This window comes from Pseudomonas sp. B23(2017) (assembly GCF_002113725.1).
GTDB lineage: Bacteria > Pseudomonadota > Gammaproteobacteria > Pseudomonadales > Pseudomonadaceae > Aquipseudomonas > Aquipseudomonas putida_Z.
This window is the reverse complement of the sequence record NZ_NEJM01000001.1, coordinates 616304-642140: the sequence shown is the minus strand read 5'-3', so window position 1 is coordinate 642140 and position 25837 is coordinate 616304. Positions and strand designations below refer to the sequence as shown.

Here is a 25837-nt window from a genome sequence, read left to right as displayed (position 1 = left end):
CGCCGATCATGCCATCAGCGGCGCTTTTCCAGCCGATCTGTTTCTGCATATTGCACCGCCTTTTTGCGGCGGGGTGCGATGTTAACCTGACTACACCCATGCAACATGGGCTTTTCCTGCATTCAAAACAGTATGTACTTGCTGCTCGCTCAGGTTTGCCTTGGCAGAGGAGCGGTCTGCCCAGGCATCCAGCAACGGACGAGAAAAGGAGTATCACGCCATGCATGCCATCAGCTTCATCCAGGACCTGGCAGTCATCATGCTGGTTGCTGGCGTGGTCACCATTCTCTTTCACCGCCTCAAGCAGCCTGTGGTGCTGGGCTACATCGTCGCCGGCTTCATCATCGGCCCGCACACCCCACCGTTCGGCCTGATCCACGACGAAGACACCATCAAGACCCTCGCCGAGCTGGGGGTGATCTTCCTGATGTTCTGCCTGGGGCTCGAATTCAGCCTGCGCAAGCTGTTCAAGGTAGGCGCCACGGCGTTCATCGCGGCGTTCCTGGAAATCGTGCTGATGATCTGGATCGGCTTCGAGATCGGCCGCTGGTTCGGCTGGAACACCATGGATTCGCTGTTCCTCGGCGCCATCCTGGCGATTTCCTCGACCACCATCATCGTCAAGGCGCTCAACGACCTGAAGATGAAGAACGAGCGTTTCGCCCAGCTGATATTCGGCGTGCTGATCGTCGAGGACATCCTCGGTATCGGCATCATCGCCCTGCTGTCGGGCATTGCCGTCAGCGGCACGGTCAGCTCGGGCGAGGTGTTCTCCACTGTCGGCAAGCTGTCGCTGTTCATGATCGTTGCGCTGGTCATCGGCATCCTGCTGGTGCCGCGCCTGCTGGCCTACGTGGCCAAGTTCGAAAGCAACGAGATGCTGCTGATAACCGTATTGGGCCTGTGCTTCGGCTTCTGCCTGCTGGTGGTGAAGCTCGAGTACAGCATGGTGCTTGGCGCCTTCCTGATTGGTGCGATCATGGCCGAGTCGCGCCAGTTGCTGAAAATCGAGAGCCTGATCGAACCGGTACGCGACCTGTTCAGCGCCATCTTCTTCGTCGCCATCGGCCTGATGATCGACCCCCAGGTGCTGATCGACTACGCCTGGCCGATCGTGGTCATTACCTTGGCGGTGGTGTTGGGCAAGATGTTGTCGTGTGGCATGGGCGCGTTCATTGCCGGAAATGACGGGCGCACATCGCTGCGGGTGGGCATGGGGCTTTCGCAGATTGGCGAGTTTTCCTTCATCATCGCCGCGCTGGGCATGACCCTGCAGGTGACCAGCGACTTCCTTTACCCGGTGGCTGTGGCGGTATCGGCAATCACCACGCTGCTGACACCCTACCTGATCCGTGCCGCCGACCCGCTGTCACTCAAGCTGGGCAAGGTGGTGCCCAGCCGCCTGGCGCGGGTGCTGTCGTTGTATGGCGAATGGTTGCGCAGCATCCAGCCGCAGGGCGAGGGCGCCATGCTCGCGGCGATGATCCGGCGCATCCTGTTGCAGGTTGGGGTGAACCTGGCGCTGGTGATCGCCATCTTCTTCAGTGGTGGCTATTTCGCCGGGCGGATCGGCAACTGGCTCAGCGAGTGGGTCAGCGATGCCAGCCAACAGAAAGCGCTGATCTGGGGCGCAGCGCTATTGCTGTCGCTGCCATTCCTGATTGCCGCCTATCGAAAGCTCAAGGCGCTGTCGATGCTATTGGCAGAGATGGGCGTCAAGCCGGAAACGGCCGGGCGGCATACCCAGCGCGTGCGCCGTGTGATTGCCGAGGTGATCCCGCTGTTGTCGCTGCTGGTGATTTTCCTGCTGCTCTCGGCGCTGTCGGCGAGCATTCTGCCCACCAGCGAGCTGCTGCTGGTGATTGCCGTGGTGGCTGCGGTGGTGGTGGCCTTGCTGTGGCGCTGGTTTATCCGCGTGCATACGCGCATGCAGATTGCCTTGCTGGAGACGCTGGAGAACAGCCGCGAGAATACGCACTGAGGGGGCAATACTCCCTGCGCAAGATTTCACCGTCGTCCGAGGGGATGGAGCGGTAGCGATGTCGCCAGGCGCAGAAAGCCTGGCGATTTTGACTACATTGATGGCACTAGGCCATATTTTTTCCTATTCCTGTGCCGGCCTCTTCGCGGGTAAACCCGCTCCCACAGGTACTGCACAATGCTCAACACCTGTGCAGTACCTGTGGGAGCGGGTTTACCCGCGAAGAGTTCGGCACAAGCAGGACCAGATCAGAGATTAAAATCAGCTCTCCAGCCAGACATCCCGCGCCCAGTGCCACACCGATTCCCAGCTGTCTTCACCGACGATTTCCTCTTCGGCATCCCACAGCACCACGGTCCCATCCTCTTCGACGCAGTAGTAGTTGTCGCCGTCCTGGCACAGCGGAATCAGGTCACGTGGCACGCCGGCATCCCAGGCGTTGGCGGCGACTTCTGGCAGGTAGGTATGCGACTGTGGGTCGGTAACGGTCACTGGCTCCAGTGAGCCATACACCACATCACTGACGGTCAGCAGGAACTCTTTGAACACGAACGGAATGTTGATGAACAGCTCTTCTTCGATCTCGACCAGCTGGTCCTCGTCGGGAAGCTCAAGGGGCACCGGCACTGGCTCGTTGGCTTCACGGAGTTGTTCGATCACTTCTTCCACGGTTCACTTCCTCTGACCTAGATGACAACGCTGCGCGTTATACCCTAGTAGGCCACTCTGGCAAAAGCAAAAACCCCGGGACAGGCCCGGGGGTTTTTGTGCAGCACGCAGCGGTTAGCCGTTTTGACGGATACCGGCCACCAGCCAAGGCTGGTTTTCGCCCTGGGCGCGGACCATGTGCCAGCTTTCGCTGAACACTTCGCCCTGGTCGAAGCGCGAGTTCTTCGAGACGCCACGGAAGGTCAGGGTGGCGTCGGTACGGTCGGCGCGGTCGTCGACACCGTCCAGCTGTACCTCGAGGTTGTCGATGTAGGTCGACTGGAAGCCATCACCCAGTTCGGCGCGCTCGCGCTTGAGGAACTCGAGCATCTGCGGGGTGACGAACTCGGCGATCTTGTCCATCTCGTTGGCGTCCCAGTGCTGCTGCAGCGCCTGGAAGTGGTTACGGGCAGCAGCCAGGAAGTTCTGCTCGTTGAACCAGGCAGGGGCGTTGATCACCGGGGCGGCTGCGGCAGCAGGTGCGGCCGAACCACCGAAGATCGACGGCTGGGCAGGCTGCGCGTGAGCTTCACGCTGCATCGGCGCATGGCCCGGCATGGCCATTTGCGGCTGCTGCTGGCGACGGCGCGCGGCGATGAAGCGGAACACCAGGAAGGCGATGAGCGCCACGATCAGGAAGTCCATGATCTGGAAGCCTTCGAAACCGTCGCCCATGAACATGGAAGCCAGCAGGCCACCAGCGGCGAGGCCGGCCAGAGGGCCCAACCAGCGCGAAGCACCGCTGGCGGCCGGAGCGGCACGGCCAGGTGCGGTCGGCGCGGCGGCAGGCGTGGTTGGCGTGGCCTGGCGGGTCTGGTGAATAGGCGCGGAGCCCGAGCTCTTGCCGCCGCCAAAACGCTTGGCGTTGGCGTCCAGGCTCAGCGTCAGGCCGACGCAGAGCGCCAGAGCGATGCTAAGAAAACGTTGCATAAGTGGGATATCCCCTGTTGTGGATTGCACGCGCGTCATGGTGCACAGGTTCCCGGGCACATGACCAGCGACATAATGTTTCGAGCTTTTGCCTGAATGTTACAAACCCGGCACGACCTGCCCTCGGAATGCTGGCGCATTACCTGTGGGAGCGGCCTTGTGTCGCGATAGGGCTGCGAAGCAGCCCCAAGATATCAGCGTCAAAGCCACAATCGTGGGGCCGCTTTGCGGCCCTTTCGCGACACAAGGCCGCTCCCACAAAGGCCGATCCACAAGGGACCGCGCAGGCTTTTAGATGGCCTCGAGCTTGGCATACCCCAGCATCAGCCACTTGCTGCCTTCGGCAAAATTCACCTGCACCCGCGCCTGGGCGCCGGAGCCTTCGAAGTTGAGGATCACACCCTCGCCAAACACCGCATGCTGAACACGCTGGCCCAGGTTGAACGCGGTCTGCGGAATGCTGGCATTGGCGAACAGGTTGCTGTTCGTGGCCGTCTTGGCCCCGCCGAACGGGCGGCTGACGCTGTTGGACAGGCGCACTTCCTGAACCAGGCCTGCCGGAATTTCGCGTACGAAACGTGACACCTTGTTGTAGGTCTCGCTGCCATACAGGCGACGCGTTTCGGCGTAGGTCATGACCAGCTGGCGCATGGCGCGGGTGATGCCCACATAAGCCAGGCGGCGTTCCTCTTCCAGGCGGCCGGGCTCTTCCAGGCTCATCTTGTGCGGGAACAGGCCTTCTTCCATGCCCACCAGGAACACATACGGGAACTCCAGGCCCTTGGCGCTGTGTAAGGTCATCAGCTGGACGCTGTCTTCATGCTCGTCGGCCTGGGCATCGCCTGCCTCGAGCGAAGCGTGGCCGAGGAACGCCGAGAGTGGCGAGAGGTCGGCGTCTTCTTCGGTGGACTCGAAGTTGCGCGCTGCGCTGACCAGTTCCTCAAGGTTTTCTACCCGTGCCTGGCCCTTCTCACCCTTTTCTTCCTGGTGATAGATGATCAGCCCGGACTGCTCGATGGTGGTCTGGGTCATGGTATGCAGTGGCATGTCCACGACCTTGGCCGCCAACCCCTCGATCAGCTCGATGAACGCACCCAGGGCACTGGCCGCGCGGCCTTTCAGGGCTTTGGCGGCGAGCAGCTGGCACATGGCCTCCCACATCGACACCTGGCTGTGGCGGGCGTGCTCGCGGATGGCTTCGACGGTTTTTTCGCCAATGCCACGTGGCGGCACATTGATCACCCGCTCCAGGGCTGCATCGTTGCCACGGCCTTCGATCAGCCGCAGGTAAGCCATGGCGTTCTTGATTTCGGCGCGCTCGAAGAAGCGCTGGCCACCGTAGATGCGGTAGGGGATGCGTTCGCGCAGCAGGGCTTCTTCCAGCACCCGCGACTGGGCGTTGGAGCGGTACAGAATGGCGATCTCGTTGCGCGCATTGCCCTGCTTGACCAGGCTCTCGATGGTTTCCACCACGTAGCGGGCTTCGTCGTGCTCGTTGTAGGCCGCATACAGGGTCAGCGGTTCGCCTTCGCCCATGTCGGTCCACAGCTCCTTGCCCAGGCGCCCGCTGTTGTTGGCGATCAGCGCGTTCGCTGCCTTGAGGATGCCGCCAGTGGAGCGGTAGTTCTGCTCCAGGCGGATCATCTCGGCGTCGGGGAAGTCGGCAGTGTACTGGTGAATGTTCTCGATCTTGGCACCGCGCCAGCCGTAGATCGACTGGTCGTCATCGCCCACCGCCATCAGGCTGTCACCGCCGCGCGCCAGCAGGCGCAGCCAGGCGTACTGCACGGCGTTGGTATCCTGAAACTCGTCCACCAGCACGTGGCGGAAGCGCCGCTGGTAGTGCTCCAGCAGGCCCGGGTGGTCGCGCCACAGGTCCAGGGCGCGCAGCAGCAGCTCGGAGAAGTCGATGACCCCGGCGCGCTCGCAGGCCTGCTCATAGGCGGTATAGACGTCGCGCATGGTCGACAGGAACAGGTCGCCCCCGGCCTGGATATGCTGTGGTCGCAGGCCTTCGTCCTTCTGCCCGTTGATGAACCACTGGGCCTGGCGTGCCGGCCATTTCTGCTCGTCCAGGCCCAGCTCGCGCATCACCCGCTTGATCAGGCGCTGCTGGTCGTCGCTGTCGAGGATCTGGAAGTTCTGCACCAGCCGTGCTTCCTGCCAGTGGGCCCGCAGCAGGCGATGGGCCAGGCCGTGGAAGGTGCCGACCCACATGCCCGCTGGGTTGATGCCCAGCAGTTGCTCGATCCGCTGGCGCATTTCTGCCGCGGCCTTGTTGGTGAAGGTCACCGACAGGATCGAGTGCGGCGATGCCTGCTCCACCTGGATCAGCCAGGCAATGCGGTGCACCAGCACGCGGGTTTTACCGGAACCGGCGCCAGCAAGCACCAGTTGACGCCCGAGCGTGGCCGCTACGGCCTGGCGTTGGGCATCGTTGAGGGAATTCAGCAGGAGGGAGAGGTCGTCTGTGCGCATCGGGCCATTCTAGGGCGCGGCAGGAAATGGGGCAAACCTCTACTGTATAAATATTCACCTGCCGCATGCCCGTTCATCGAGCCGATGGCAGGTGCCAGGCCACCGCTCGGGCGGCCTGACAGGCAGCGGCTCAGTCAATCGCCTCGATGGTGCGAATTTCGCAGCGCTGCGAACCGTCGGCATGGATGATCTCCACGGTTTTCCAGCCAGTGCCGCCTGCACGTTCGAAAACCACGGCTTTTTCGGTCAGCACCTGCGGGGTGATTGCGCCGCTATCCAGCAGCTGAAGCTCCAGCACTTCCCAGCCACCCCGGTGGCGCAGCTTGGGCTCGACCAGCACCGGTTCGATGGCCGGAGAGGCGACCGTAACGGTGCCATGAACCCTGAAAACCTGCTTGCCGTGGGCGATGTCGTTGATTGCAACGAGGTTGGTGATAGTAGCCATTGTCTGCTCCTGTCTCGGGTTGAAAGTAGCGCCAGCGCGCTGGGGCTACTTTCTGCCCTTTCGCCTGCCGCGGGAGCAGGGCAGTGCTTCAGCTATGCCAGTGCCTGCCGTGCCTGGCCAGCAGGCTGTTGGCTTGCTCCGGCCCGTTACTGCCTGCCGGGTACGGTCGCGGTGCCTGGAAGTGCTCTTCACAGCCCTTGATGATCGGGTCGATCCAGGCCCAGGCCGCTTCCACTTCATCGCGGCGCATGAACAGCGTCGAGTCGCCCTCCAGCACATCCAGCAGCAGGCGCTCGTAGGCGTCCCAGCGGCGGGTCTGGCTGAACACCTGGGCCAGATTCAGGTCCAGGTCCACAGGTTCCAGGCGCATGCCCTTGCCCGGGCTCTTGGTCATCATGCGCAGGCTGATGCGTTCGTCCGGTTGCAGCTGGATCAGCAGCTGGTTGACCTGGCCGCCATTGAAAAGCTCGTGGGGCACCGGCTTGAACTGGATGACGATCTGCGATGAGCGCCGTGCCATGCGCTTGCCGGTCCGCAGGTAGAAGGGCACGCCCGCCCAGCGCCAATTGTCGATGTGCGCCTCGATGGCGATGAAGGTTTCGGTGTCGCTGTCGTTGTCGACGTCCTTTTCGAAGTAATAGGCCGGCACTTCCTGGCCGCCGATGCGCCCGGCGCCATACTGGCCGCGTACGGTCTTGTCCTGCACGTCCTGGCCAGTGATGGGTTTGAGGGCCCGCAAGATCTTCACCTTCTCGTCACGCACCGCTTCGGCCTCGAACTGCGCGGGCGGCTCCATGGCCACCAGGCATAGCAGCTGTAGCAGGTGGTTCTGCAACATGTCGCGGGTCGCCCCGGCGCGGTCGTAGTAGGCGCCGCGGTTCTCTACACCCAGGGTCTCGCAAACACTGATCTGCACGTGGTCGACCTGATTGTTGCGCCACACCGGCTCCAGCAGGGCGTTGGCAAAACGCAGGGCCATCAGGTTCTGCACGGTTTCCTTGCCCAGGTAGTGGTCGATGCGAAATACCTGGTTTTCCTCCAGCACTGCGCCAATCGCTTCGTTGATGGCGGTAGCCGATTCCAGCGAGTGGCCGATCGGCTTTTCCAGCACGATGCGCGCTTCGGCGTCGGCCAGGCCGGCGTTACGCAGGTGCTTGGCAATCGGCACGAACAGGTTGGGGGCGGTGGCCAGGTAGAAGATGCGCGTCAAGCCGCCGGGTTCGCCCAGGTAGCGCGCCAGGCGGCCGAAGTCGGCGCTTTGCGAAGCATCCATGGCGAAATAGTCGACCCGCGCGGAAAACCGCTGCCAGACCTCTTCGTCGAAGTCGTTGCGGGCAATTTGTGCCCGGCAATGGCGCTCGGCGAGCTTGAGATAATCGTTACGTGGCAAGTTGCGTCGTGCCAGCGCGATGATGCGCACGGCGTTGTTCAGACGGGCCTCGCGAAACAGGTGGTAGAGCGCCGGAAGCAGTTTGTGCAGGGCCAGATCGCCGGTGCCGCCGAAGACCAGAATGTCGCAAGGAATAGTCAAACCACCACTCTCCACGTTCGTTTAACTGGGCGGGTTGGCGTCCATGTAGTATAACTACAAGATAGCTACAACCCGGCCAGCCGATCATAACCGAGTCCAGCCTGTGAATCTGTTGCAACATATCGCCCAATCGCGCCACCTGCTGCGCAAATCGGAACTCAAAGTAGCCGACCACGTGCTACTCGACCCGGCTGCCGTCATGCACAGCTCCATGGCCGACCTGGCGCACAGCGTGGGTATCAGCGAACCGACCATCGTGCGTTTCTGCCGCGCGATCGGTTGCTCGGGCTTCCAGGACCTGAAGCTGAAGCTGGCGCAGAGCCTGGCTGCGGGGGCCAGTTTCGGCCAGTTCGCCATCCATGAAGACGACTCGGTCGCCGACTACAGCCTGAAGATCTTCGACACCACGCTGCACACCCTGATGGAAGTGCGCGAGCACCTCGACCCGCAGGCGCTGCAGCAGGCGGTGACCGCCATGGCCCAGGCGCAGCGTGTGGAGTTCTATGGCTTTGGCGCCTCCGGTGCGGTAGCGGCCGATGCCCAGCACAAGTTCTTCCGCCTGCTGCTCAGCGCGGCAGCCTATTCCGACCCGCATATGCAGGCGATGTCGGCGGTGACCCTGAAGCCGGGTGATGTGGCGGTATGCATTTCCCAGTCGGGCCGCTCCAAGGACCTGCTGATCACCGCCAACCTGGTCCGTGAGAGCGGCGCCAACCTGATTACCCTGTGCCCAAGCCAGACACCGCTGGCGGAGCTGTCGACGGTAAACCTGGCGATCGACGTGCATGAAGACACCGAAATCTACACCCCGCTGACCTCGCGTATCGCCCACCTGGTGGTGATCGACGTGCTGGCCATGGGCGTGGCCATGGCGCGCGGGCCGAGCCTGGTCAACCACCTGAAGAGTGTGAAGCGCAGCTTGCGCAGCCTGCGCTTGTCGCCCAAGTCGATCAAGGCTACCGACGACTGATCTGCATTGCCTGTGCTGGCCCTATCGCCGGCAAGCCGGGCTCCCACACAGTCACCACAGGCCTCGAGTCCTGTGGAGTACCTGTGGGGGCTGGCTTGCCGGCGATAGGGCCAGCACAGGCAGCAAAAATTCACTGTTTTGTCACCATTCCACAGCCAAACCGTAAACCACTCAAGCCAGTCTGAAACTCCCGCATCCTATCTGGGAGACAGGCAATGGCTCGTGACTTCGACGGTACGTACCAACCCAGCGCCAAGGCTCGCAAGCAGCAGGAAAAGGATCAGCGCCGCATGGAATACCGCCGCGCGATCGAGAGCTATTGCGACCAACGTCAACTGCTCCGCGAACTAGTGGATTACCCCGAGCTGCAAGAGCTCACGGTCTGGCAGGCGTCGGCAGCAGCTTCCCCGAAAAACGCTCAACCAGTGCGCTGATCAGCGCACGTTCGCTGCGGATGAACGCCAGGAAGGCCAAGGCCACCGGCGACTGCCGTTTGGCCTTGGACTGCACCACGCACCAGCTGCGGTACAGGGGTAGTTCCTCCACGGGCAGCTCCCTCAGCACACCGGTGGCCAGCTCCAGGTTGACCGCATGGCGGGTAAGCATGGCAATGCCCAGGCCGGCGATCACGCATTCGCGCTGGGCGTCGGCCGAGGCCACCTCCAGGGTCTGGGTGAAATGCACGCGCTTGTCCTTGAAGTATTCCTCGCAAGCCTTGCGCGTGCCCGAACCCTGTTCGCGGACCAGCAGGGTATGAGGCTCCAGGTCCTGCAGGCGCAGTTGCTCCAGTTTGCACAGCGGGTGCTCGGGCGGCGCCACCGCGACGATCGGGTTGTTGAGGAACGGCAGAAACTCCAGGCCCATGTCCTGCGGCACCATGGACATGATGATCAGGTCGTCGCGGTTGTCCGACAGGCGGCGGATGGCCTGGGCGCGATTGACCACCGTCAGGGTCAGGTTGACCTCCGGGTGACGCTGCTTGAAGGCCGCGAACAGGTGTGGCACGAAGTACTTGGCACTGGACTCGATCGCCAGTTTCAACTGCCCCTGCAATGAGCCCTGCATGTCCGAAAGCTGCATGTCCAGGCTCTCCAGGCGCCCGAAGATATCGCGGCTGGCGCGTTGCAGGGCCTCGGCAGCTTCGGTCAGGTAGAGCTTCTTGCCCACGTACTCGAACAGCGGCTGGCCGATCAGTTCTTCCAGCTGGCGGATCTGTAGACTAACGGCGGGTTGCGTCAGCGCCATCTCTTCCGCCGCACGGCTGTACGAACGCAAATCGCATACCTCGTTGAAGATCTGCAATTGACGCAAAGTCATACGCATCAAGGACTTACGCATTTTTATCCGCCCTTCGGCAACACCCTGTTACCGCACTATAAGCTTTTGCTAATACAGCCCCTAACAAATATTGATTTTTGTTTATCAATCTACAGCGCTAGGGTGAATGTGCGACTGGCCAGCAACGTCTGGTCACGCGCCGACCGGGAGAACCGGCTCGACTGTTCCTACGGCTTTGGGAAGACTCCAGTGATAAAAAAAATCCTGATCGCCAACCGAGGTGAAATTGCAGTTCGGATCGTGCGTGCCTGCGCCGAGATGGGCATTCGCTCGGTGGCAATCTATTCCGACGCCGACCGCCACGCGTTGCACGTCAAGCGCGCCGACGAAGCCCACAGCATTGGTGCCGAGCCGCTGGCCGGTTACCTGAACCCGCGCAAGCTGGTGAACCTGGCTGTGGAAACCGGCTGTGATGCCTTGCACCCCGGCTATGGTTTCCTGTCGGAAAACGCTGAACTGGCAGAGATTTGCGCCGAGCGCGGGATCAAGTTCATCGGCCCGGCCGCCGAGGTCATTCGCCGCATGGGCGACAAGACCGAAGCACGCCGCACCATGATCGCCGCCGGTGTACCGGTAACCCCGGGTACCGAAGGCAACGTTGCCGATATTCACGAAGCCCTGAGTGAAGGTGACCGCATCGGTTACCCAGTCATGCTCAAGGCCACCTCTGGTGGTGGCGGCCGTGGTATTCGCCGTTGCAACAGCCGTGAAGAACTGGAACAGAACTTCCCCCGCGTCATTTCCGAGGCTACCAAGGCCTTTGGTTCTGCGGAAGTGTTCCTGGAAAAGTGCATCGTCAACCCCAAGCACATCGAGGCGCAGATCCTCGGTGACAGCTTTGGCAACGTCGTGCACCTGTTCGAGCGCGACTGCTCGATCCAGCGCCGCAACCAGAAGCTCATCGAAATCGCCCCGAGCCCACAGCTCACCCCCGAACAGCGCGCCTACATCGGCGACCTGGCGGTGCGTGCGGCCAAGGCAGTGAACTACGAGAACGCCGGTACCGTGGAGTTCCTGCTCGCCGATGGCGAGGTGTACTTCATGGAAATGAACACCCGGGTGCAGGTGGAACACACCATCACCGAGGAAATCACCGGTATCGACATCGTCCGTGAGCAGATCCGCATTGCCTCGGGCCTGCCGCTGTCGGTCAAGCAGGAAGACATCCAGCATCGCGGTTACGCGCTGCAGTTCCGCATCAACGCCGAAGACCCGAAGAACAACTTCCTGCCCAGCTTCGGCAAGATCACCCGTTACTACGCCCCCGGCGGCCCGGGCGTGCGTACCGACACGGCGATCTACACCGGCTACACCATTCCGCCGTTCTACGACTCCATGTGCCTGAAACTGGTGGTGTGGGCGTTGACCTGGGAAGAAGCCATGGACCGCGGCCTGCGGGCCCTGGACGACATGCGCGTGCAAGGGGTGAAGACCACCGCCGCGTACTACCAGGAAATCCTGCGCAATCCCGAATTCCGTAGCGGCCAGTTCAACACCAGCTTCGTCGAAAGCCACCCGGAACTGACCAACTACTCGATCAAGCGCAAACCCGAAGAGCTGGCCCTGGCCATCGCCGCTGCCATCGCCGCCCACGCAGGCCTGTGAGGAACCCCATAATGTCCAAGAAAATTCACGTAACCGACACGATCCTGCGCGACGCCCACCAGTCCCTGCTGGCCACCCGCATGCGTACCGAAGACATGCTGCCGATCTGCGACAAGCTCGACAAGGTCGGCTACTGGTCGCTGGAAGTCTGGGGTGGCGCCACCTTCGACGCCTGCGTGCGCTTCCTCAAGGAAGACCCGTGGGAGCGCCTGCGCAAGCTGCGCGCGGCGCTGCCCAACACCCGCCTGCAAATGCTGCTGCGCGGCCAGAACCTGCTGGGCTACCGCCACTACAGCGACGATGTGGTCAAGGCGTTCGTCGCCAAGGCAGCGGTCAACGGTATCGACGTGTTCCGCATCTTCGATGCCATGAACGACGTGCGTAACCTGCGCGTGGCCATTGAAGCGGTCAAGGCTGCCGGCAAGCACGCCCAGGGCACCATCGCTTACACCACCAGCCCGGTACACACCATCGAAGCCTTCGTGAAGCAGGCCAAGCAGATGGAAGCCATGGGTTGCGACTCGGTGGCGATCAAGGACATGGCCGGCCTGCTGACCCCGTTCGCCACCGGCGAACTGGTCAAGGCGTTGAAGGCCGAGCAGTCGCTGCCGGTGTTCATCCACTCCCACGACACTGCCGGCCTGGCCGCAATGTGCCAGCTGAAGGCTGTGGAAAACGGCGCCGATCACATCGACACCGCCATCTCCAGCTTCGCCTGGGGCACCAGCCACCCGGGTACCGAGTCGATGGTTGCCGCGCTCAAGGGCAGCGAATTCGATACCGGCCTGGACCTGGAGCTGCTGCAGGAAATCGGCCTGTACTTCTATGCCGTGCGCAAGAAGTACCACCAGTTCGAAAGCGAGTTCACCGCCGTGGACACTCGCGTGCAGGTCAACCAGGTACCGGGCGGCATGATTTCCAACCTGGCCAACCAGCTCAAGGAGCAGGGCGCCCTCAACCGCATGAACGAAGTGCTGGCTGAGATCCCGCGCGTGCGTGAAGACCTCGGCTTCCCACCGCTGGTAACCCCGACCTCGCAGATCGTCGGTACCCAGGCGTTCTTCAACGTGCTGGCCGGCGAGCGCTACAAGACCATCACCAACGAGGTGAAGCTGTACCTGCAAGGTGGTTACGGCAAGGCTCCGGGCGTGGTCAACGAGCAGCTGCGCCGTCAGGCGATCGGCAGTGAAGAAGTGATCGACGTGCGCCCGGCCGACCTGCTGAAGCCGGAAATGGCCAAGCTGCGTGCCGATATCGGCGCCCTGGCCCGTTGCGAAGAAGACGTGCTGACCTTCGCCATGTTCCCGGACATTGGCCGTAAGTTCCTCGAAGAACGCGAAGCCGGCACCCTGACCCCTGAAGTCCTGCTGCCAATTCCTGAAGCGGGCGCAGTGGCGTCCCATAGCGGTGAAGGCGTACCGACCGAGTTCGTCATCGACGTGCACGGCGAAACCTACCGCGTCGACATCACCGGTGTGGGCGTGAAGGCCGAAGGCAAGCGCCACTTCTACCTGTCGATCGACGGCATGCCGGAAGAAGTGGTGTTCGAGCCACTCAACGAATTCGTCGGCGGCGGCAGCAGCAAGCGCAAGCAGGCCAGTGCCCCGGGCCATGTCAGCACCACCATGCCAGGCAACATCGTCGATGTGCTGGTCAAGGAAGGCGACATGGTCAAGACCGGCCAGGCCGTGCTGATCACCGAAGCCATGAAGATGGAGACCGAAGTGCAGGCGGGTATCGCTGGCAAGGTCGTGGCCATCCACGTGGCCAAGGGCGACCGCGTGACACCGGGCGAGATCCTGATCGAGATCGAAGGCTGAGATAAGCCCTCATCTACAAGCGGTTTACCTCTGGGGAGCGGATGCTCCCCTTTTTTTGCGTTGAATCTGCCGGCCACTTCGCGGGCTTGCCCGCTCCCACAGGTACACCACCAGTCTCGAGACTTGTGGAAAACCTGTGGGAGCGGGCAAGCCCGCGAAGAGGCCGGTTGGCCCAGTGTAATTCTCAACCTTGGCGGCATGCCTCCAAGGTCTGCACCTGCCCCTCGGGCTTCTGGTTTTCCTCGCTCAACCAACGTTCGAACCCGGCAGCCACCGCCGGCCACTCATCATCGGTAATCGAATACCACGCCGTATCCCGATTGTGGTCCTTCACCACCAAGTGCTTGCGGAACACGCCTTCATAGACAAAGCCAAACCGCTCCGCCGCACGCTTGGAGCGTGCGTTGGCGTTGTTGCACTTCCACTCCAGCCGGCGGTTGCCCAGTTCGAAGCCCAGCTTGCCCAGCAGGTACACCGCTTCGGTGCCCTTGGGCGTACGCTGCATGGCAGCGCCGAAGGCGATGTGGCCGATTTCGATGCGGCCGTGGTCGGGCACGATCGACATCAGGCTCAGGATGCCCTGGGCCTGGCCGCTGGCGCGGTCGATGACGATGTAGAACAGCGGGTCGCGGCCAGCGGCGTTGCCTTCCAGCCAACGGTCGAAGGCGGCACGTTCGGTGAACGGGCCATAGGGCAGGTAGTCCCACAGCGCCGGGTCGGCCGCCGGGCCTTGCAGCACCTCCCAGAGGTCGTCGCCATGGCGCGCCGGGTCGAGCTTTTCCAGGCGGATGAAGCGGCCGTCGATGGGCTCGGCCTGGGGAGCTGTGGCGGGTTTCCAGTTCAATGCGTCGGTCATGTTCGGCTTAGAACTCTTTGCGGAATTGGATGAAGCCCGAGCGCTCGGCAACCTGTTGGTACAGGCTGATGGCGGTGGCGTTGGTCTCGTGGGTCAGCCAGTGCACCTTGGCGCAGTTGTCGGCCTTGGCTTTGGCGTAGACGTGCTCGATCAGCTGGCGGCCGATGCCCAGGCCGCGCTGTGTGCTGTCCACGTACAGGTCCTGCAGGTAGCAGGCGTTTCCGATGCTCCAGTTGGAACGATGGTAGATGAAGTTGACCATGCCCACTGCCTTGCCATCGACCCAGGCAAGGGCCGAATGGGTCGGTTCGTTCGGGTCGAGCAGGCGTTGCCAGGTGCTGAGGCTGACCTCTTCGGTCAATTCGGACTCATAGAAGTGCAAGTAGGCCTGCCACAGGGCGAGCCAGGCAGCATGGTCTTGGGTGGTAACAGGACGCAGGGTAACGCTGGACATGGGCTATTCCTTCAGAGTTGGCGCATGTGCGCCGCGAGTTGGTTATCCAGGTAATCGGGGCTGGCGCTCAGGCCTTCACGCACGCCGGCAATGTCTTGCTCAGAGCGGTTCTGGCTGAGCTTGCGCGCGCCTTGCAGGCGGGCGATGGGCAGGCGGATGCCGACGATGGCGCGGAGCATGCCATCGAGGTAGTCACGCGGGGCATCGGTGACGTTCCACGGTTCGCCGCGGCCTTGTTCGTGGCGCTCGGTCAGGCGACTGACAATGGCCAGCAATGGCTCGGCTTCGTGAATCACTTCGGCCGGGCCATAGGCGTGCACGGCCAGGTAGTTCCAGGTTGGCACCACCTTGGGGTTGTCGGCCTTGCTCGGGTAGTAACCGGGGCTGACATAGGCATCGGCGCCGGGGAACACCAGCAGGGCTTCGCCACCTTGCTTCAGGTCGTGCCACTGGGGGTTGGCCCGCGCCAGGTGGGCATAGACGGTGCCGAATTCGCCTTCGGCGATATCGACCAGCACGGGCAGGTGCGTGGCCAGCAGGCCTTGTTCGCCCTTGCTGACCAGGATGGCCAGGCGGGTGTCGAGCATGTGCTGGTGCAGGCGCCCGAGGTCGTGTTCCTGATGGGGTTTGCTGTTGTACATGCTCGGTTTCCTTGTGCGATGGCTCCATCCTAGGCAGGCTATTGGTTCATAGTAAGAGCCATTAACAGCTGTTTTTATAGGTCCAATACCGTGAGCGAGCGCACCCTAGTATTGCCTTTCGACCCTGCCGGAATCGCCCTCGATCGCCGCCGCGGGCTCAGCCAGCAGCTGTATCAGGCGCTACGTGCGCGGGTGCTGGACGGGCGCCTGAGCAGTGGCACGCGGCTACCGGCCACTCGTGATCTGGCCGCCATGCTGGCGCTGTCACGCAACAGCGTGGTGCGGGCCTATGACCAGCTATATGCCGAGGGCTACATCGAAAGCCGGGTAGGCGACGGCACCTATGTCAGCCAGTTACCGAAACTCTCCGCTGCAAAACTATCCACACAAGTATCCACAGGGTTATCCCGGGGGTTATCAACAGACTTATCCACATTTTCCTCAGAAAATACTGAGGATTTATCCAGCAAGCGCTGTTCCAGCGAGCCTTTGCAGCGCCTGAAAAGTAACCATCTGCCGCCCCCAAGAAGCGGTGCACCGCGTGCTTTTCGCGTCGGTATTCCGGCGTTCGACCTGTTCCCGTTCGACGTCTGGGCCAAGCTGCAGGCGGGTTTCTGGCGCAACCCGGCTCCGGCGCAGTTGGGTTATGGTGACCCGGCAGGCGAGCCACTGCTGCGTGAACTGATCGCAGCCTACCTGCGTCGCTCGCGTGGGCTGAGTTGCACTGCTGAACAAATTGTGATCACCAGTGGTGCGCAACAGGCCATCAGCCTTTGTGCACAGTTGCTGTTGCAGCCCGGCGACGGTGTGGCTGTGGAAAACCCGGGTTACCGCGCAGCCGGGCATGCCTTTGCGCTGGCCGGTGGCAGGTTGTGTGGCGTGCCGGTGGACGAGGATGGCATGGACTGTCGCCGGCTCGGGCAGCTGACGGATTGCCGGCTGGCCTATGTCACGCCAGCCCACCAGTACCCGACCGGGGTGACCATGAGCCTGGCGCGACGCCTGGAACTGCTGGCCTGGGCCGAGCGCAGCGAAGGCTGGATCATCGAAGACGACTACGACGGCGAGTATCGCTACAGCGGTGCGCCCTTGGCCCCGCTAGCGGCGCTCGACCGGCACGGGCGGGTACTGTACGTCGGTACCTTTGGCAAGATCGCCTTTCCGGCGTTGCGCCTGGGCTACCTGGTACTGCCGCCGCAACTGGCGCAGGCGTTCAGCCAGGGCAGGGCGCTGGCGGTGCGGCATTCGGAGGTCAGTAGCCAGTGCGTGATGGCCGAGTTCATGGCCCGGGGGCACTTCCAGCGGCATATCCGGCGCATGCGCAAGGCAGCGTTGAGCCGGCGCAATGTGCTGAAGGCTGGCTGGCCTGTGGATATTCCGGGTTTGGGCGGCATGCCGGAGGTGGCGGCCGGGCTGCATGTGAAGGTCGATGTGGATAACTTTGCCCGGGAGCAGGAACTGGTGGCCAAGGCTGAAGCGGTGGGGGTGGAGGTGACGCCGCTGAGCAATTTCTGGCTGGCGGACAGCGAGGTACCTGTGGATAAAAGGGCAGGGCTGGTGCTGGGGTTTGCAGCGGTGCCGGAGGGGGAGATTGCCGAGGCGTTGATGCGCTTGCGCAAGGCCTGGAGAAAGTGAATGGGGCCGCTGTGCGGCCCTTCGCGGGCACGCCCGCTCCCACAGGGACCTGCACCGGTCTTGAGAGCTGTGCAGCCCTGGGGAGCAACTGCCTTGCTCTAAATCCTCAAGCTTGCGCGATCCCTGTGGGAGCTGGCTTGCCGGCGATTGGGCTGCAAAGCAGCCCCCGGCTCTAAATCAGGTACCGGACTTGATCCGCGTCCAGGCCCTGGTCCGAGCCCGTTCGGCATCCCGCGCCAGGGGCTTGAGGGTATACAGCTTGGCCATCGCCTCCGCCGTCGGATACAGGTTGGGGTTGTTGCGAATCGCCGGGCTCACCTTGTCGGTCGCGTCCTTGTTCGGGTTCGGGTACCCGACAAAGTCACTGATCGGCGCAATCACTTCGGGCCGCAGCAGGTAGTTGATGAACGCGTGGGCATCTTCCGGGTTGGCCGCGTTCTTCGGAATCGCCAGCATGTCGAACCAGATCGGTGCACCTTCCTTGGGTAGGCGCATGTCCACCACTACGCCATTCTTCGCCTCGACGGCGCGGTTGGCGGCCTGCGAGAAGCTGCCGCTGTAGCCCACTGCCACGCAGATATCGCCGTTGGCGATGTCGGCCATGTACTTCGAGGAATGGAAGTAGGTGATGTGCGGGCGAATCTTCAGCATCAGCGCTTCGGCTTTCTTGTAATCAGCCGGTTTGTCGCTGTTCGGTGGCAAGCCCAGGTACTGCAACGCCAGTGGCATGATCTCCGACGGCGAGTCGAGCAGGGCCACACCGCACTGCTTGAGCTTGGCGATGTTCTCTTCCTTGAAGATCAGGTCCCAGCTGTCCACCGGCGCGTTGTCGCCGAGCGCAGCCTTGACCTTGGCCGGGTTGAAGCCGATCAGCACGGTGCCGTACATGTAAGGCACGGCAAATTTGTTGCCGGGGTCGTTGGCCTCGATCAGCTTCATCAGCGCCGGGTCCAGGTGCTGCCAGTTTGGCAGCTTGCTGCGGTCCAGCGGCTGGAACACCCCCGCTTCGATCTGCTTGGCGAGGAACACGTTGGACGGCACTACCACGTCATAACCGGAGTTGCCGGTCAGCAGCTTGGCTTCCAGCGCCTCGTTGGTGTCGAAGATGTCGTAGACCAGCTTCACCCCGCTGTCTTTCTGGAACTCGGTGAGGGTTTGCGGGGTGATGTAGTCGAACCAGTTGTACACCCGCAGGGTGCGCTGTTCGGCCTGGGCTTGCAGGGCACCGGTGAACAGGGTGGCGGCGATGAACGGGGCGAGCAGACGCTTGAGTCGGACCATTACCGGGCTCCTGGCTGGGCGTGCTGGAAGCCTTCCAGCACATTGACCGCGTTGATACCGATTTCTTCCACAGCGTAGCCGCCTTCCATCACGAACAGGGTCGGCTTGCCGAGTTGAGCGATGCGCTTGCCCATTTCCAGGTAGTCCGGGCTGTCCAGCTTGAACTGCGAGATCGGGTCGTCCTTGAAGGTATCCACGCCCAGCGAGATCACCAGCACATCGGCGTCATAGGCGGCGATGCGCTGGCAGGCGTCCTCCAGGGCAGCGCTCCAGGCGGCCCAGTCGCTGCCGGCCGGCAGTGGGTAGTTGATGTTGCAGCCTTCACCGGCACCCTCGCCGGTTTCATCGGCATAGCCGAGGAAGAACGGGAACTCGTCGCGTGGGTCGCCATGGATCGAGGCGAAGAACACATCGTTGCGGCTGTAGAAGATGTCCTGGGTGCCGTTGCCGTGGTGGTAGTCGACGTCGAGGATGGCGACCTTGCGTCGGCCCTGGTCGAGGAAGGCCTGGGCGGCGATCGCGGCGTTGTTCAGGTAGCAATAGCCACCCATGACTTCGCCGGCGGCATGGTGCCCTGGCGGGCGGCACAGGGCGAAGGCGGAATGGGCGCCTTGCTGGATAGCCGCCTGCGCGGTGAGGGCGACCTGAGCGGCGCTGTAGGCGGCCTGCCAGGTACCGGCGGTGATCGGTGCGCCGGCATCGAAGCTGTAGTAGCCCAGCTCACCGTGCAGGCCGGTGGGTTTTACCTGGCGCAGGGTGCGTGCGGGCCAGGTGAACGGCAGCAGGTCGCCTTCCTGGCCCAGTGCGGCCCAGCGCGCCCAGGCGCCTTCGAAGAAGTCCAGGTAGCCGGCGCTGTGGATGCGCAGCAACGGTGCGCGCCCGAAGTCGGTGGGGCCCTGGATGTCGCCGAGGTTGCGCTTTTTTACCTGGTCGAGCACATGGTCGGCGCGTGACGGCATTTCGAAACAGGGCATCAGCTTGCCGTCGATCAGCTCGCAGCGGCCGTGGTGCAGGCGGTGGTCATCGGAATAGATCGTCAGCATTGTTGTTCTCCGGTGGGTACTGGCGTGGGCCCATTCTCATGGGCGGGCCAGTGGGGGAGAACGACGCAAGTGGCCAAAAGGGGATCGATATGGCCAAGCTCTTTGGCTGGATTTGTTGGTGGCCTGTACTGGCCCTTTCGCGGGTGAACCCGCTCCCACAGGTACAGTGTTGCACCTGAGTGTGTGCAATCCCTGTGGGAGCGGGTTCACCCGCGAAAGGGCCGGTACAGGTCAACCGCGGAAGTGACTGGGCGCGACGCCACTCCAACGCTGGAAGGCATGCCGAAAACTGGCGGTCTCGCTGAACCCCAGGCACTCGGCAATCCGATAGATCGGCATCTGCTCATCAGCCAGCAATTGTTTGGCCCGCTCGAACCTCAGTTCATCCAGCAGCTGTTGATAACTGCTGCCCAACGCCTGCAAATGCCGGCGCAGGGTGCGCGATGAGCAGTTCATCTGCCGCGCCAGCCCTTCCAGCCCGGGCGCTGCATCCAGTTGCTGCGCCAGCAGTTGGCGAATCCGCCCCAGCCAGGCCTGGCGGCCGGTGAATTCCAGGTTCAGGCGCCGGCAGCGTTCGCTCATGGCCTTGTGGGTAATCGGGTCGGCCAGCGGCAGTGGTGTGTCCAGCCAACGCCGTTCGAAGGCAAAGGCATTGTCCTCGGCCTCGAAACCGACCGGGCACTGGAATGCCCCGGCATAGAGTGCGTGGTAACCGGGCCGTGGGTGTTCGAAACGGGCTGCCAGCAGGGGCAGCGGGCGGCCGAGCAGGTCGTCGCAGATGACCTTCAGCGACACCAGGCAGAACTCGGCGTTGAAGGCGGTCAGCGTCGGGCTGTCGTGGTAGTCGCTGGCGCTGAACCAGACGCGCTGACCGTCGTCGAGCAAACGCAGCTTGAAGACTGTTCCCAGCAGTGCCGGATACTGCAGCGCCAGGCGCAAGGCGTCACCCAAAGTGGCACTGGAGAGCAGGGCGTAACCGAGCATGCCGTAGCACGACACATGCATGCGCCGGCCCAGTTCCAGGCCGATATCCTCGCGTCGGGCAACGGCGTTGGCGCACACCTGCAGTTCCTGCTGGGTGGTGATGCGCGCATCGGCATGGCCCAGGTCTGCCGGGCCGATGCCGCTGCCGGCCAGCAGCGCCGACGCCTCGCAACCGTCTGCCTGGAAGACGTTGAGGATCAGCGAAACCGCGTTGAGGGTGGTCAGGTGGCTGTGCAGCATGCTGGGTAATCCCGTTGGGCTGGGACGCATTATGGAGCAAGTTGTGTGCCGATGTTCGGGGGCCGCTCCCACATTGGCCGGTGTACGCAGGGCTATTGCAGGAGCGGCCTTGCGTCGCGATGGGCTGCAAAGCAACCCCACAAATCCTTCAGGCAAAAAAAAGGCCCGAAGCATAGGCTCGGGCCTTGGAAAGGTTGAGAGGTGTCTAGTCCCTCGACCTGGTGAGACTGTTTACAGCGGCCTGGTTACGCCTTCAGCGGAACCAGACGGGGAGCGATCATGTTTTCCGGACGCAGGATGTCGTCGAGCATCGCGTCGTCCAGCAGCTTCTCTTCGCGCACCAGTTCCAGTACGCCGCGGCCGGTTTCCAGGGCAACGCGGGCGATACGGGTGGCGTTTTCGTAGCCGATGTACGGGTTCAGGGCGGTGACCAGGCCGATCGAGTGCTCGACCAGTTCACGGCAGCGCTGTTCGTTGGCGGTGATGCCGACGATGCAGTGCTCGCGCAGCATGTCCATGGCGCGTTGCAGCAGGCGGATCGAGTCGAAGATCTTGTAGGCGATCAGCGGCTCCATAACGTTCAGCTGCAGCTGGCCACCTTCGGCGGCGACGGTCAGGGCCAGGTCGTTGCCCATGATGGCGAAGGCCACCTGGTTGACGGCTTCCGGGATAACCGGGTTGACCTTGCCTGGCATGATCGAGCTGCCTGGCTGACGCGCTGGCAGGTTGATCTCGTTGATGCCGGTGCGCGGGCCGCTGGACAGCAGGCGCAGGTCGTTGCAGATCTTCGACAGCTTGACGGCGGTACGCTTGAGCATGCCGGAGAACAGCACGAAGGCGCCCATGTCCGAGGTGGCTTCGATCAGGTCGGCAGCCGGTACCAGCGGCTGGCCGCTAATGGCAGCCAGGCGCTGTACGGCCAGGGCCTGGTAGCCAGGGTCGGCGTTGATGCCGGTGCCGATGGCGGTACCGCCCAGGTTGATTTCGGTCAGCAGTTCCGGGGCCAGCGAGCGCAGGCGCTGCAGGTCTTCGGTCATGGTAGTGGCGAAGGCACGGAATTCCTGGCCCAGGGTCATCGGTACGGCGTCCTGCAGCTGGGTACGGCCCATCTTCAGTACGTGGTCGAACTCCTTACCCTTGGCAGCGAAGGCCTGGATCAGGCTGTCGAGGCTGGCCAGCAGGGCGTCGTGGCCCAGCAGCAGGCCCAGACGGATGGCGGTCGGGTAGGCGTCGTTGGTCGACTGCGCCATGTTCACGTCGTTGTTCGGGTGCAGGTACTGGTACTCACCCTTCTGGTGGCCCATGGCCTCCAGCGCGACGTTGGCGATGACTTCGTTGGCGTTCATGTTGGTAGAAGTACCAGCACCGCCCTGGATCATGTCCACCACGAACTGGTCGTGGTAATCGCCTTTGATCAGGCGGGCGCAGGCTGCGGTGATGGCAGCGTGCTTGGCATCGCTCAGGTGACCCAGCTCACGGTTGGCGTCGGCAGCAGCCTGCTTGACCATGGCCAGGGCCACGACCAGCTTCGGGTAGTGCGACAGCGGAACACCGGAGAGGTGGAAGTTGTTGGCAGCGCGCAGGGTCTGGATGCCGTAGTAGGCATCTGCAGGAACTTCAAGGGTACCCAACAAATCTTTTTCGACGCGGAACGATGCAGCGGAGGACATGATGTATATCATCTCGATTTTGACCCGGCACATGCCGGAATGGCGCCAATCCTAGGCCTGAAGGTGATTTTGCGGCCAATGCTGTTGCACGCTAACCTATGCACAAACGGCATAGTGTTTCATGTGACGCCAATTGACATTCGAGCGTGTTCCATTTTGGTGCACGCCAGGAGATGTGCTTCGTGAACCTTGAAAGCAAATGGCTGGAAGACTTCAGCGCGCTGGCCGCCACCCGCAGTTTTTCCCAGGCGGCAGAGCGGCGTTTCGTCACCCAACCGGCCTTCAGCCGGCGCATTCGCAGCCTGGAAGCAGCCTTGGGCCTGCAATTGGTGAATCGTTCCCGCACGCCGATCGAGCTGACAGAGGCCGGCCAGCTGTTTCTTGTCACGGCGCGTACTGTTGTCGACCAGTTGAGCGAAATTCTCCGCCACTTGCATCATCTGGAAGGCGGGCAGGGTGAGGTGGTGCAGGTGGCCGCAGCACACTCCCTGGCATCGGGCTTTTTCCCGCGTTGGGTGGCCCAGTTGCGCAACGACGGGTTGAACATCGCCACCCGCCTGGTTGCGACCAACGTCGGAGATGCAGTGCATGCATTACGCGAAGGTGGCTGCGACCTGATGCTGGCCTTCTATGACCCGGATGCCGCCCTGCAGATGGATGCCGAGATCTTCCCGTCGCTGCACATGGGCACCACTGAAATGTTGCCGGTATGCGCCGTGGATGCCGACGGCAAGCCGTTGTTCGACCTGGAAGGCGAGGGCAGCGTGCCGCTGCTGGCCTATACCGCCGGCGCCTTCCTCGGTCGCTCGGTCAATTTGCTGCTGCGTCAGCGCAACCTGCGCTATACCACCGTCTATGAAACCGCCATGGCCGACAGTCTGAAGAGCATGGCGCTGGAAGGCATGGGCATCGCCTGGGTACCGCGCCTGTCGATGCGTGGCGAACTGGAACGGGGCGAACTGGCGATCTGCGGCGGCAGCCAGTGGCACGTGCCGCTGGAAATCCGCCTGTACCGCTGCGCCCTGGTGCGCAAGGCCAATGTAAGGCTGTTGTGGCGCAAGCTCGAGGGGGCGGCGATGGTTGACCCAAAAGTCAGTCAAAGCCCCGAAAAATAAGGGGCGACAGTTGGTCGCCGGGGTGCCTTAAACGCACCACCTTACGGTATACTGCGCGGCCTTTCGACCGGATGCGTCCGGTCCTGATCAGCAAACAAGCCACGCCGGTCGTCCCGCGTGGCTTGTTGTTTTTTGACGCGCCCAAGGGCGCACAAGCGAAGAGGCTCGACGATGAGTGCACTGGTTGGCGTGATCATGGGCTCCAAGTCCGATTGGTCCACCCTTAGCCACACCGCCGATATGCTGGAAAAACTCGGCATTCCCTACGAGGTGAAGGTGGTTTCCGCCCACCGTACCCCGGATCTGCTGTTCCAGTATGCCGAGGAGGCTGAGGGCCGTGGCATCGAGGTGATCATCGCCGGTGCCGGTGGCGCAGCCCACCTGCCAGGCATGTGTGCCGCCAAGACCCACCTGCCGGTGCTGGGCGTGCCTGTGCAATCGTCGATGCTGTCGGGTGTCGATTCGCTGCTGTCGATCGTGCAGATGCCAGCCGGCGTGCCGGTTGCCACCCTGGCCATCGGTCGTGCCGGTGCGGTCAACGCCGCGCTGCTGTCGGCCAGCATCCTCGGCGCCAAGTACCCGCAGTACCACGCGGCGCTCAAGCAGTTCCGCACGGAACAGACCGACACCGTGCTGGACAACCCAGACCCGCGCCAGGCTTGAGGCTCAACCCATGAAGATCGGTGTAATCGGTGGCGGCCAGCTGGGCCGCATGCTGGCCCTGGCGGGTACCCCGCTGGGCATGAACTTCGCCTTCCTCGACCCGGCGCCGGACGCCTGCGCTGCGCCGCTGGGCGAGCACCTGCGTGCCGACTACGGCGACCAGGACCACCTGCGCCAGCTGGCCGACGAAGTCGACCTGGTCACCTTCGAGTTCGAAAGTGTCCCGGCCGAGACCGTGGCCTTCCTCTCGCAGTTCGTGCCGGTGTACCCCAGCGCCGAAGCGCTGCGCATCGCCCGTGACCGCCTGTTCGAGAAGAGCATGTTCCGCGACCTGGGTATCCCTACCCCGGCCTTCGCCGACATCCTCTCGCAGGCCGACCTGGACGCAGCGGTGGCCAGCATCGGCCTGCCGGCCGTGCTGAAAACCCGCACCCTGGGTTACGACGGCAAGGGCCAGAAGGTGCTGCGCACGCCTGAGGACGTGGTCGGTACCTTTGCCGAGCTGGGCAGCGTACCTTGCCTGCTGGAAGGCTTCGTGCCATTCACCGGCGAAGTGTCGCTGGTGGCCGTGCGTGCCCGTGATGGCGAAACCCGCTTCTACCCGCTGGTGCACAACACCCACGAAAGCGGCATCCTGCGCCTGTCGGTCGCCAGCCAGGCGCACCCGCTGCAGGCTCTGGCCGAAGACTACGTGGGCCGTGTGCTCAAGCAACTGGACTATGTGGGCGTGATGGCCTTCGAGTTCTTCGAAGTCGACGGCGGCCTGAAGGCCAACGAAATCGCCCCGCGCGTGCACAACTCCGGGCACTGGACCATCGAAGGCGCCGAGTGCAGCCAGTTCGAGAACCACCTTCGCGCCGTCGCCGGCTTGCCGCTGGGCTCGACTGCCAAGGTCGGCGAGAGCGCGATGCTCAACTTCATCGGTGAAGTGCCGGCGGTGGACAAGGTGGTTGCCATCGGTGACTGCCACCTGCACCACTACGGCAAGGCCTTCAAGGTTGGTCGCAAGGTTGGCCACGCCACCCTGCGCTGCCACGACATGGCCACCCTCGAGCGCAAGATTGCCGAAGTAGAAACCCTGATCGGCAACTGATCGAACTTCTACCAGCGGCTTGCCCTCTGAAATGGCAACAAGCCAAAGCGCTGTCTAGGCTTTGGCTTGTTCCATCTTCACTGCAGAGGGATTGCCATGGGTATCATTGGAACCATCTTCATCGGCCTTATCGTCGGCCTGCTGGCCCGCTTCATCAAGCCGGGCGACGACAGCATGGGCTGGATCATGACCATCCTGCTGGGGATTGCCGGCTCGCTGCTGGCCACCTACGGCGGTCAGGCGCTGGGTATCTACCAGGCCGGGCAGGCTGCCGGTTTCCTTGGCGCGCTGATCGGTGCTGTGATCCTTCTGGTGATCTACGGATTCATCAAGAAACGCTGAATACTGGTTAGAAT

The 25837-nt window shown here is 62.8% G+C and carries 23 protein-coding genes; 10 read left to right on the top strand and 13 right to left on the bottom strand.

Annotated features, from left to right (window positions below):
* Positions 1–220 precede the first annotated feature (220 nt).
* Complete coding sequence (locus CAG46_RS02880; RefSeq protein WP_085615998.1) at positions 221–1981, top strand: cation:proton antiporter; 1761 nt, start codon at positions 221–223, stop codon at positions 1979–1981.
* Positions 1982–2242: 261 nt separating this feature from the next.
* Here the strand turns inward: CAG46_RS02880 and CAG46_RS02875 are convergent, their stop codons facing one another.
* From CAG46_RS02875 to zwf, 5 genes are all read right to left on the bottom strand, one after another.
* A complete protein-coding gene (locus CAG46_RS02875) occupies positions 2243–2650 on the bottom strand; it encodes an SMI1/KNR4 family protein (protein WP_025341149.1) in 408 nt (135 codons plus the stop codon).
* Between the two features lie 114 nt (positions 2651–2764).
* Positions 2765–3619, bottom strand: a complete 855-nt coding sequence (locus CAG46_RS02870; protein ID WP_013974842.1) for a Tim44 domain-containing protein — start codon at positions 3617–3619, stop codon at positions 2765–2767.
* A 291-nt stretch (positions 3620–3910) separates the two neighbouring features.
* The gene (gene uvrD, locus CAG46_RS02865; protein WP_025341147.1) at positions 3911–6097 is read right to left on the bottom strand and encodes a DNA helicase II; all 2187 of its coding nucleotides are present in this window, start codon (positions 6095–6097) and stop codon (positions 3911–3913) included.
* Between the two features lie 130 nt (positions 6098–6227).
* Complete coding sequence (locus tag CAG46_RS02860; protein WP_085615996.1) at positions 6228–6542, bottom strand: hypothetical protein; 315 nt, start codon at positions 6540–6542, stop codon at positions 6228–6230.
* 88 nt (positions 6543–6630) lie between these two features.
* Positions 6631–8073 carry a glucose-6-phosphate dehydrogenase gene (zwf, locus tag CAG46_RS02855; protein ID WP_025341145.1) on the bottom strand — a complete coding sequence of 481 codons (1443 nt, stop codon included), beginning with the start codon at positions 8071–8073 and terminating at the stop codon, positions 6631–6633.
* A gap of 103 nt (positions 8074–8176) precedes the next feature.
* Here zwf and hexR point away from each other — a divergent pair, with 103 nt between their 5' ends.
* Positions 8177–9043, top strand: coding sequence for a transcriptional regulator HexR (gene hexR, locus CAG46_RS02850; protein WP_011536461.1), 867 nt, complete (start codon positions 8177–8179; stop codon positions 9041–9043).
* A gap of 215 nt (positions 9044–9258) precedes the next feature.
* On the top strand, positions 9259–9477 hold the full coding sequence (locus CAG46_RS29015; protein WP_075046785.1) for a PA3496 family putative envelope integrity protein: 219 nt from the start codon (positions 9259–9261) through the stop codon (positions 9475–9477).
* Here the strand turns inward: CAG46_RS29015 and CAG46_RS02840 are convergent.
* Positions 9419–10381, bottom strand: coding sequence for a LysR family transcriptional regulator (locus CAG46_RS02840; protein ID WP_046615347.1), 963 nt, complete (start codon positions 10379–10381; stop codon positions 9419–9421). The two genes, CAG46_RS29015 and CAG46_RS02840, sit on opposite strands and share 59 nt — an antisense overlap.
* Positions 10382–10570: 189 nt before the next feature.
* Between CAG46_RS02840 and CAG46_RS02835 the strand changes: the two genes are divergently transcribed.
* Positions 10571–11986, top strand: a complete 1416-nt coding sequence (locus CAG46_RS02835; RefSeq protein WP_013974837.1) for an acetyl-CoA carboxylase biotin carboxylase subunit — start codon at positions 10571–10573, stop codon at positions 11984–11986.
* Between the two features lie 11 nt (positions 11987–11997).
* Complete coding sequence (oadA, locus tag CAG46_RS02830; RefSeq protein WP_025341144.1) at positions 11998–13806, top strand: sodium-extruding oxaloacetate decarboxylase subunit alpha; 1809 nt, start codon at positions 11998–12000, stop codon at positions 13804–13806.
* Positions 13807–13990: 184 nt separating this feature from the next.
* Here oadA and CAG46_RS02825 read toward each other — a convergent pair whose 3' ends face one another.
* The 3 genes from CAG46_RS02825 to CAG46_RS02815 are packed head-to-tail and all read right to left on the bottom strand — an operon-like array spanning position 13991 to position 15757.
* A complete protein-coding gene (locus CAG46_RS02825) occupies positions 13991–14662 on the bottom strand; it encodes a GNAT family N-acetyltransferase (RefSeq protein ID WP_085615994.1) in 672 nt (223 codons plus the stop codon).
* Positions 14663–14669: 7 nt separating this feature from the next.
* Positions 14670–15116, bottom strand: a complete 447-nt coding sequence (locus tag CAG46_RS02820) for a GNAT family N-acetyltransferase (RefSeq protein WP_025341140.1) — start codon at positions 15114–15116, stop codon at positions 14670–14672.
* An 11-nt stretch (positions 15117–15127) separates the two neighbouring features.
* Positions 15128–15757 (bottom strand): FMN-binding negative transcriptional regulator, encoded by a 630-nt coding sequence (locus CAG46_RS02815; RefSeq protein WP_085615992.1) that lies wholly within the window; start codon positions 15755–15757, stop codon positions 15128–15130.
* Positions 15758–15847: 90 nt separating this feature from the next.
* Here CAG46_RS02815 and CAG46_RS02810 point away from each other — a divergent pair, with 90 nt between their 5' ends.
* On the top strand, positions 15848–17392 hold the full coding sequence (locus CAG46_RS02810) for a PLP-dependent aminotransferase family protein (RefSeq protein ID WP_085615990.1): 1545 nt from the start codon (positions 15848–15850) through the stop codon (positions 17390–17392).
* 177 nt (positions 17393–17569) lie between these two features.
* Here CAG46_RS02810 and CAG46_RS02805 read toward each other — a convergent pair whose 3' ends face one another.
* From CAG46_RS02805 to aspA, 4 genes are all read right to left on the bottom strand, one after another.
* On the bottom strand, positions 17570–18673 hold the full coding sequence (locus CAG46_RS02805; protein ID WP_085615988.1) for a polyamine ABC transporter substrate-binding protein: 1104 nt from the start codon (positions 18671–18673) through the stop codon (positions 17570–17572).
* On the bottom strand, positions 18673–19716 hold the full coding sequence (locus tag CAG46_RS02800) for a histone deacetylase family protein (protein ID WP_085615986.1): 1044 nt from the start codon (positions 19714–19716) through the stop codon (positions 18673–18675). The genes CAG46_RS02805 and CAG46_RS02800 overlap by 1 nt, the downstream gene beginning before the upstream one ends.
* Positions 19717–19947: 231 nt before the next feature.
* Positions 19948–20940, bottom strand: coding sequence for an AraC family transcriptional regulator (locus CAG46_RS02795; protein WP_085615984.1), 993 nt, complete (start codon positions 20938–20940; stop codon positions 19948–19950).
* A 245-nt stretch (positions 20941–21185) separates the two neighbouring features.
* Positions 21186–22610, bottom strand: a complete 1425-nt coding sequence (gene aspA / locus CAG46_RS02790; protein ID WP_003260072.1) for an aspartate ammonia-lyase — start codon at positions 22608–22610, stop codon at positions 21186–21188.
* 182 nt (positions 22611–22792) lie between these two features.
* Between aspA and CAG46_RS02785 the strand changes: the two genes are divergently transcribed.
* From CAG46_RS02785 to CAG46_RS02770, 4 genes are all read left to right on the top strand, one after another.
* The gene (locus tag CAG46_RS02785) at positions 22793–23725 is read left to right on the top strand and encodes a LysR substrate-binding domain-containing protein (RefSeq protein ID WP_161797629.1); all 933 of its coding nucleotides are present in this window, start codon (positions 22793–22795) and stop codon (positions 23723–23725) included.
* Positions 23726–23896: 171 nt separating this feature from the next.
* Positions 23897–24388: a 5-(carboxyamino)imidazole ribonucleotide mutase gene (gene purE, locus CAG46_RS02780; protein ID WP_003253304.1), complete on the top strand. Its 492-nt coding sequence runs from the start codon at positions 23897–23899 to the stop codon at positions 24386–24388.
* 10 nt (positions 24389–24398) lie between these two features.
* Positions 24399–25481 (top strand): 5-(carboxyamino)imidazole ribonucleotide synthase, encoded by a 1083-nt coding sequence (locus CAG46_RS02775; protein ID WP_085615982.1) that lies wholly within the window; start codon positions 24399–24401, stop codon positions 25479–25481.
* A 96-nt stretch (positions 25482–25577) separates the two neighbouring features.
* Positions 25578–25823 (top strand): GlsB/YeaQ/YmgE family stress response membrane protein, encoded by a 246-nt coding sequence (locus tag CAG46_RS02770; RefSeq protein ID WP_012274863.1) that lies wholly within the window; start codon positions 25578–25580, stop codon positions 25821–25823.
* Positions 25824–25837: the final 14 nt, after the last annotated feature.

Bases quoted from the DNA above. Each gene is read 5' to 3' on its own strand.
- CAG46_RS02880 (WP_085615998.1), top strand. From the start codon at position 221: ATGCATGCCATCAGCTTCATCCAGGACCTGGCAGTCATCATGCTGGTT.
- CAG46_RS02870 (WP_013974842.1), bottom strand. From the start codon at position 3,619: ATGCAACGTTTTCTTAGCATCGCTCTGGCGCTCTGCGTCGGCCTGACG.
- uvrD (WP_025341147.1), bottom strand. From the start codon at position 6,097: ATGCGCACAGACGACCTCTCCCTCCTGCTGAATTCCCTCAACGATGCC.
- CAG46_RS02860 (WP_085615996.1), bottom strand. From the start codon at position 6,542: ATGGCTACTATCACCAACCTCGTTGCAATCAACGACATCGCCCACGGC.
- CAG46_RS29015 (WP_075046785.1), top strand. From the start codon at position 9,259: ATGGCTCGTGACTTCGACGGTACGTACCAACCCAGCGCCAAGGCTCGC.
- CAG46_RS02840 (WP_046615347.1), bottom strand. From the start codon at position 10,381: ATGCGTAAGTCCTTGATGCGTATGACTTTGCGTCAATTGCAGATCTTC.
- oadA (WP_025341144.1), top strand. From the start codon at position 11,998: ATGTCCAAGAAAATTCACGTAACCGACACGATCCTGCGCGACGCCCAC.
- CAG46_RS02825 (WP_085615994.1), bottom strand. From the start codon at position 14,662: ATGACCGACGCATTGAACTGGAAACCCGCCACAGCTCCCCAGGCCGAG.
- CAG46_RS02820 (WP_025341140.1), bottom strand. From the start codon at position 15,116: ATGTCCAGCGTTACCCTGCGTCCTGTTACCACCCAAGACCATGCTGCC.
- CAG46_RS02815 (WP_085615992.1), bottom strand. From the start codon at position 15,757: ATGTACAACAGCAAACCCCATCAGGAACACGACCTCGGGCGCCTGCAC.
- CAG46_RS02805 (WP_085615988.1), bottom strand. From the start codon at position 18,673: ATGGTCCGACTCAAGCGTCTGCTCGCCCCGTTCATCGCCGCCACCCTG.
- CAG46_RS02800 (WP_085615986.1), bottom strand. From the start codon at position 19,716: ATGCTGACGATCTATTCCGATGACCACCGCCTGCACCACGGCCGCTGC.
- CAG46_RS02795 (WP_085615984.1), bottom strand. From the start codon at position 20,940: ATGCTGCACAGCCACCTGACCACCCTCAACGCGGTTTCGCTGATCCTC.
- aspA (WP_003260072.1), bottom strand. From the start codon at position 22,610: ATGTCCTCCGCTGCATCGTTCCGCGTCGAAAAAGATTTGTTGGGTACC.
- purE (WP_003253304.1), top strand. From the start codon at position 23,897: ATGAGTGCACTGGTTGGCGTGATCATGGGCTCCAAGTCCGATTGGTCC.
- CAG46_RS02775 (WP_085615982.1), top strand. From the start codon at position 24,399: ATGAAGATCGGTGTAATCGGTGGCGGCCAGCTGGGCCGCATGCTGGCC.
- CAG46_RS02770 (WP_012274863.1), top strand. From the start codon at position 25,578: ATGGGTATCATTGGAACCATCTTCATCGGCCTTATCGTCGGCCTGCTG.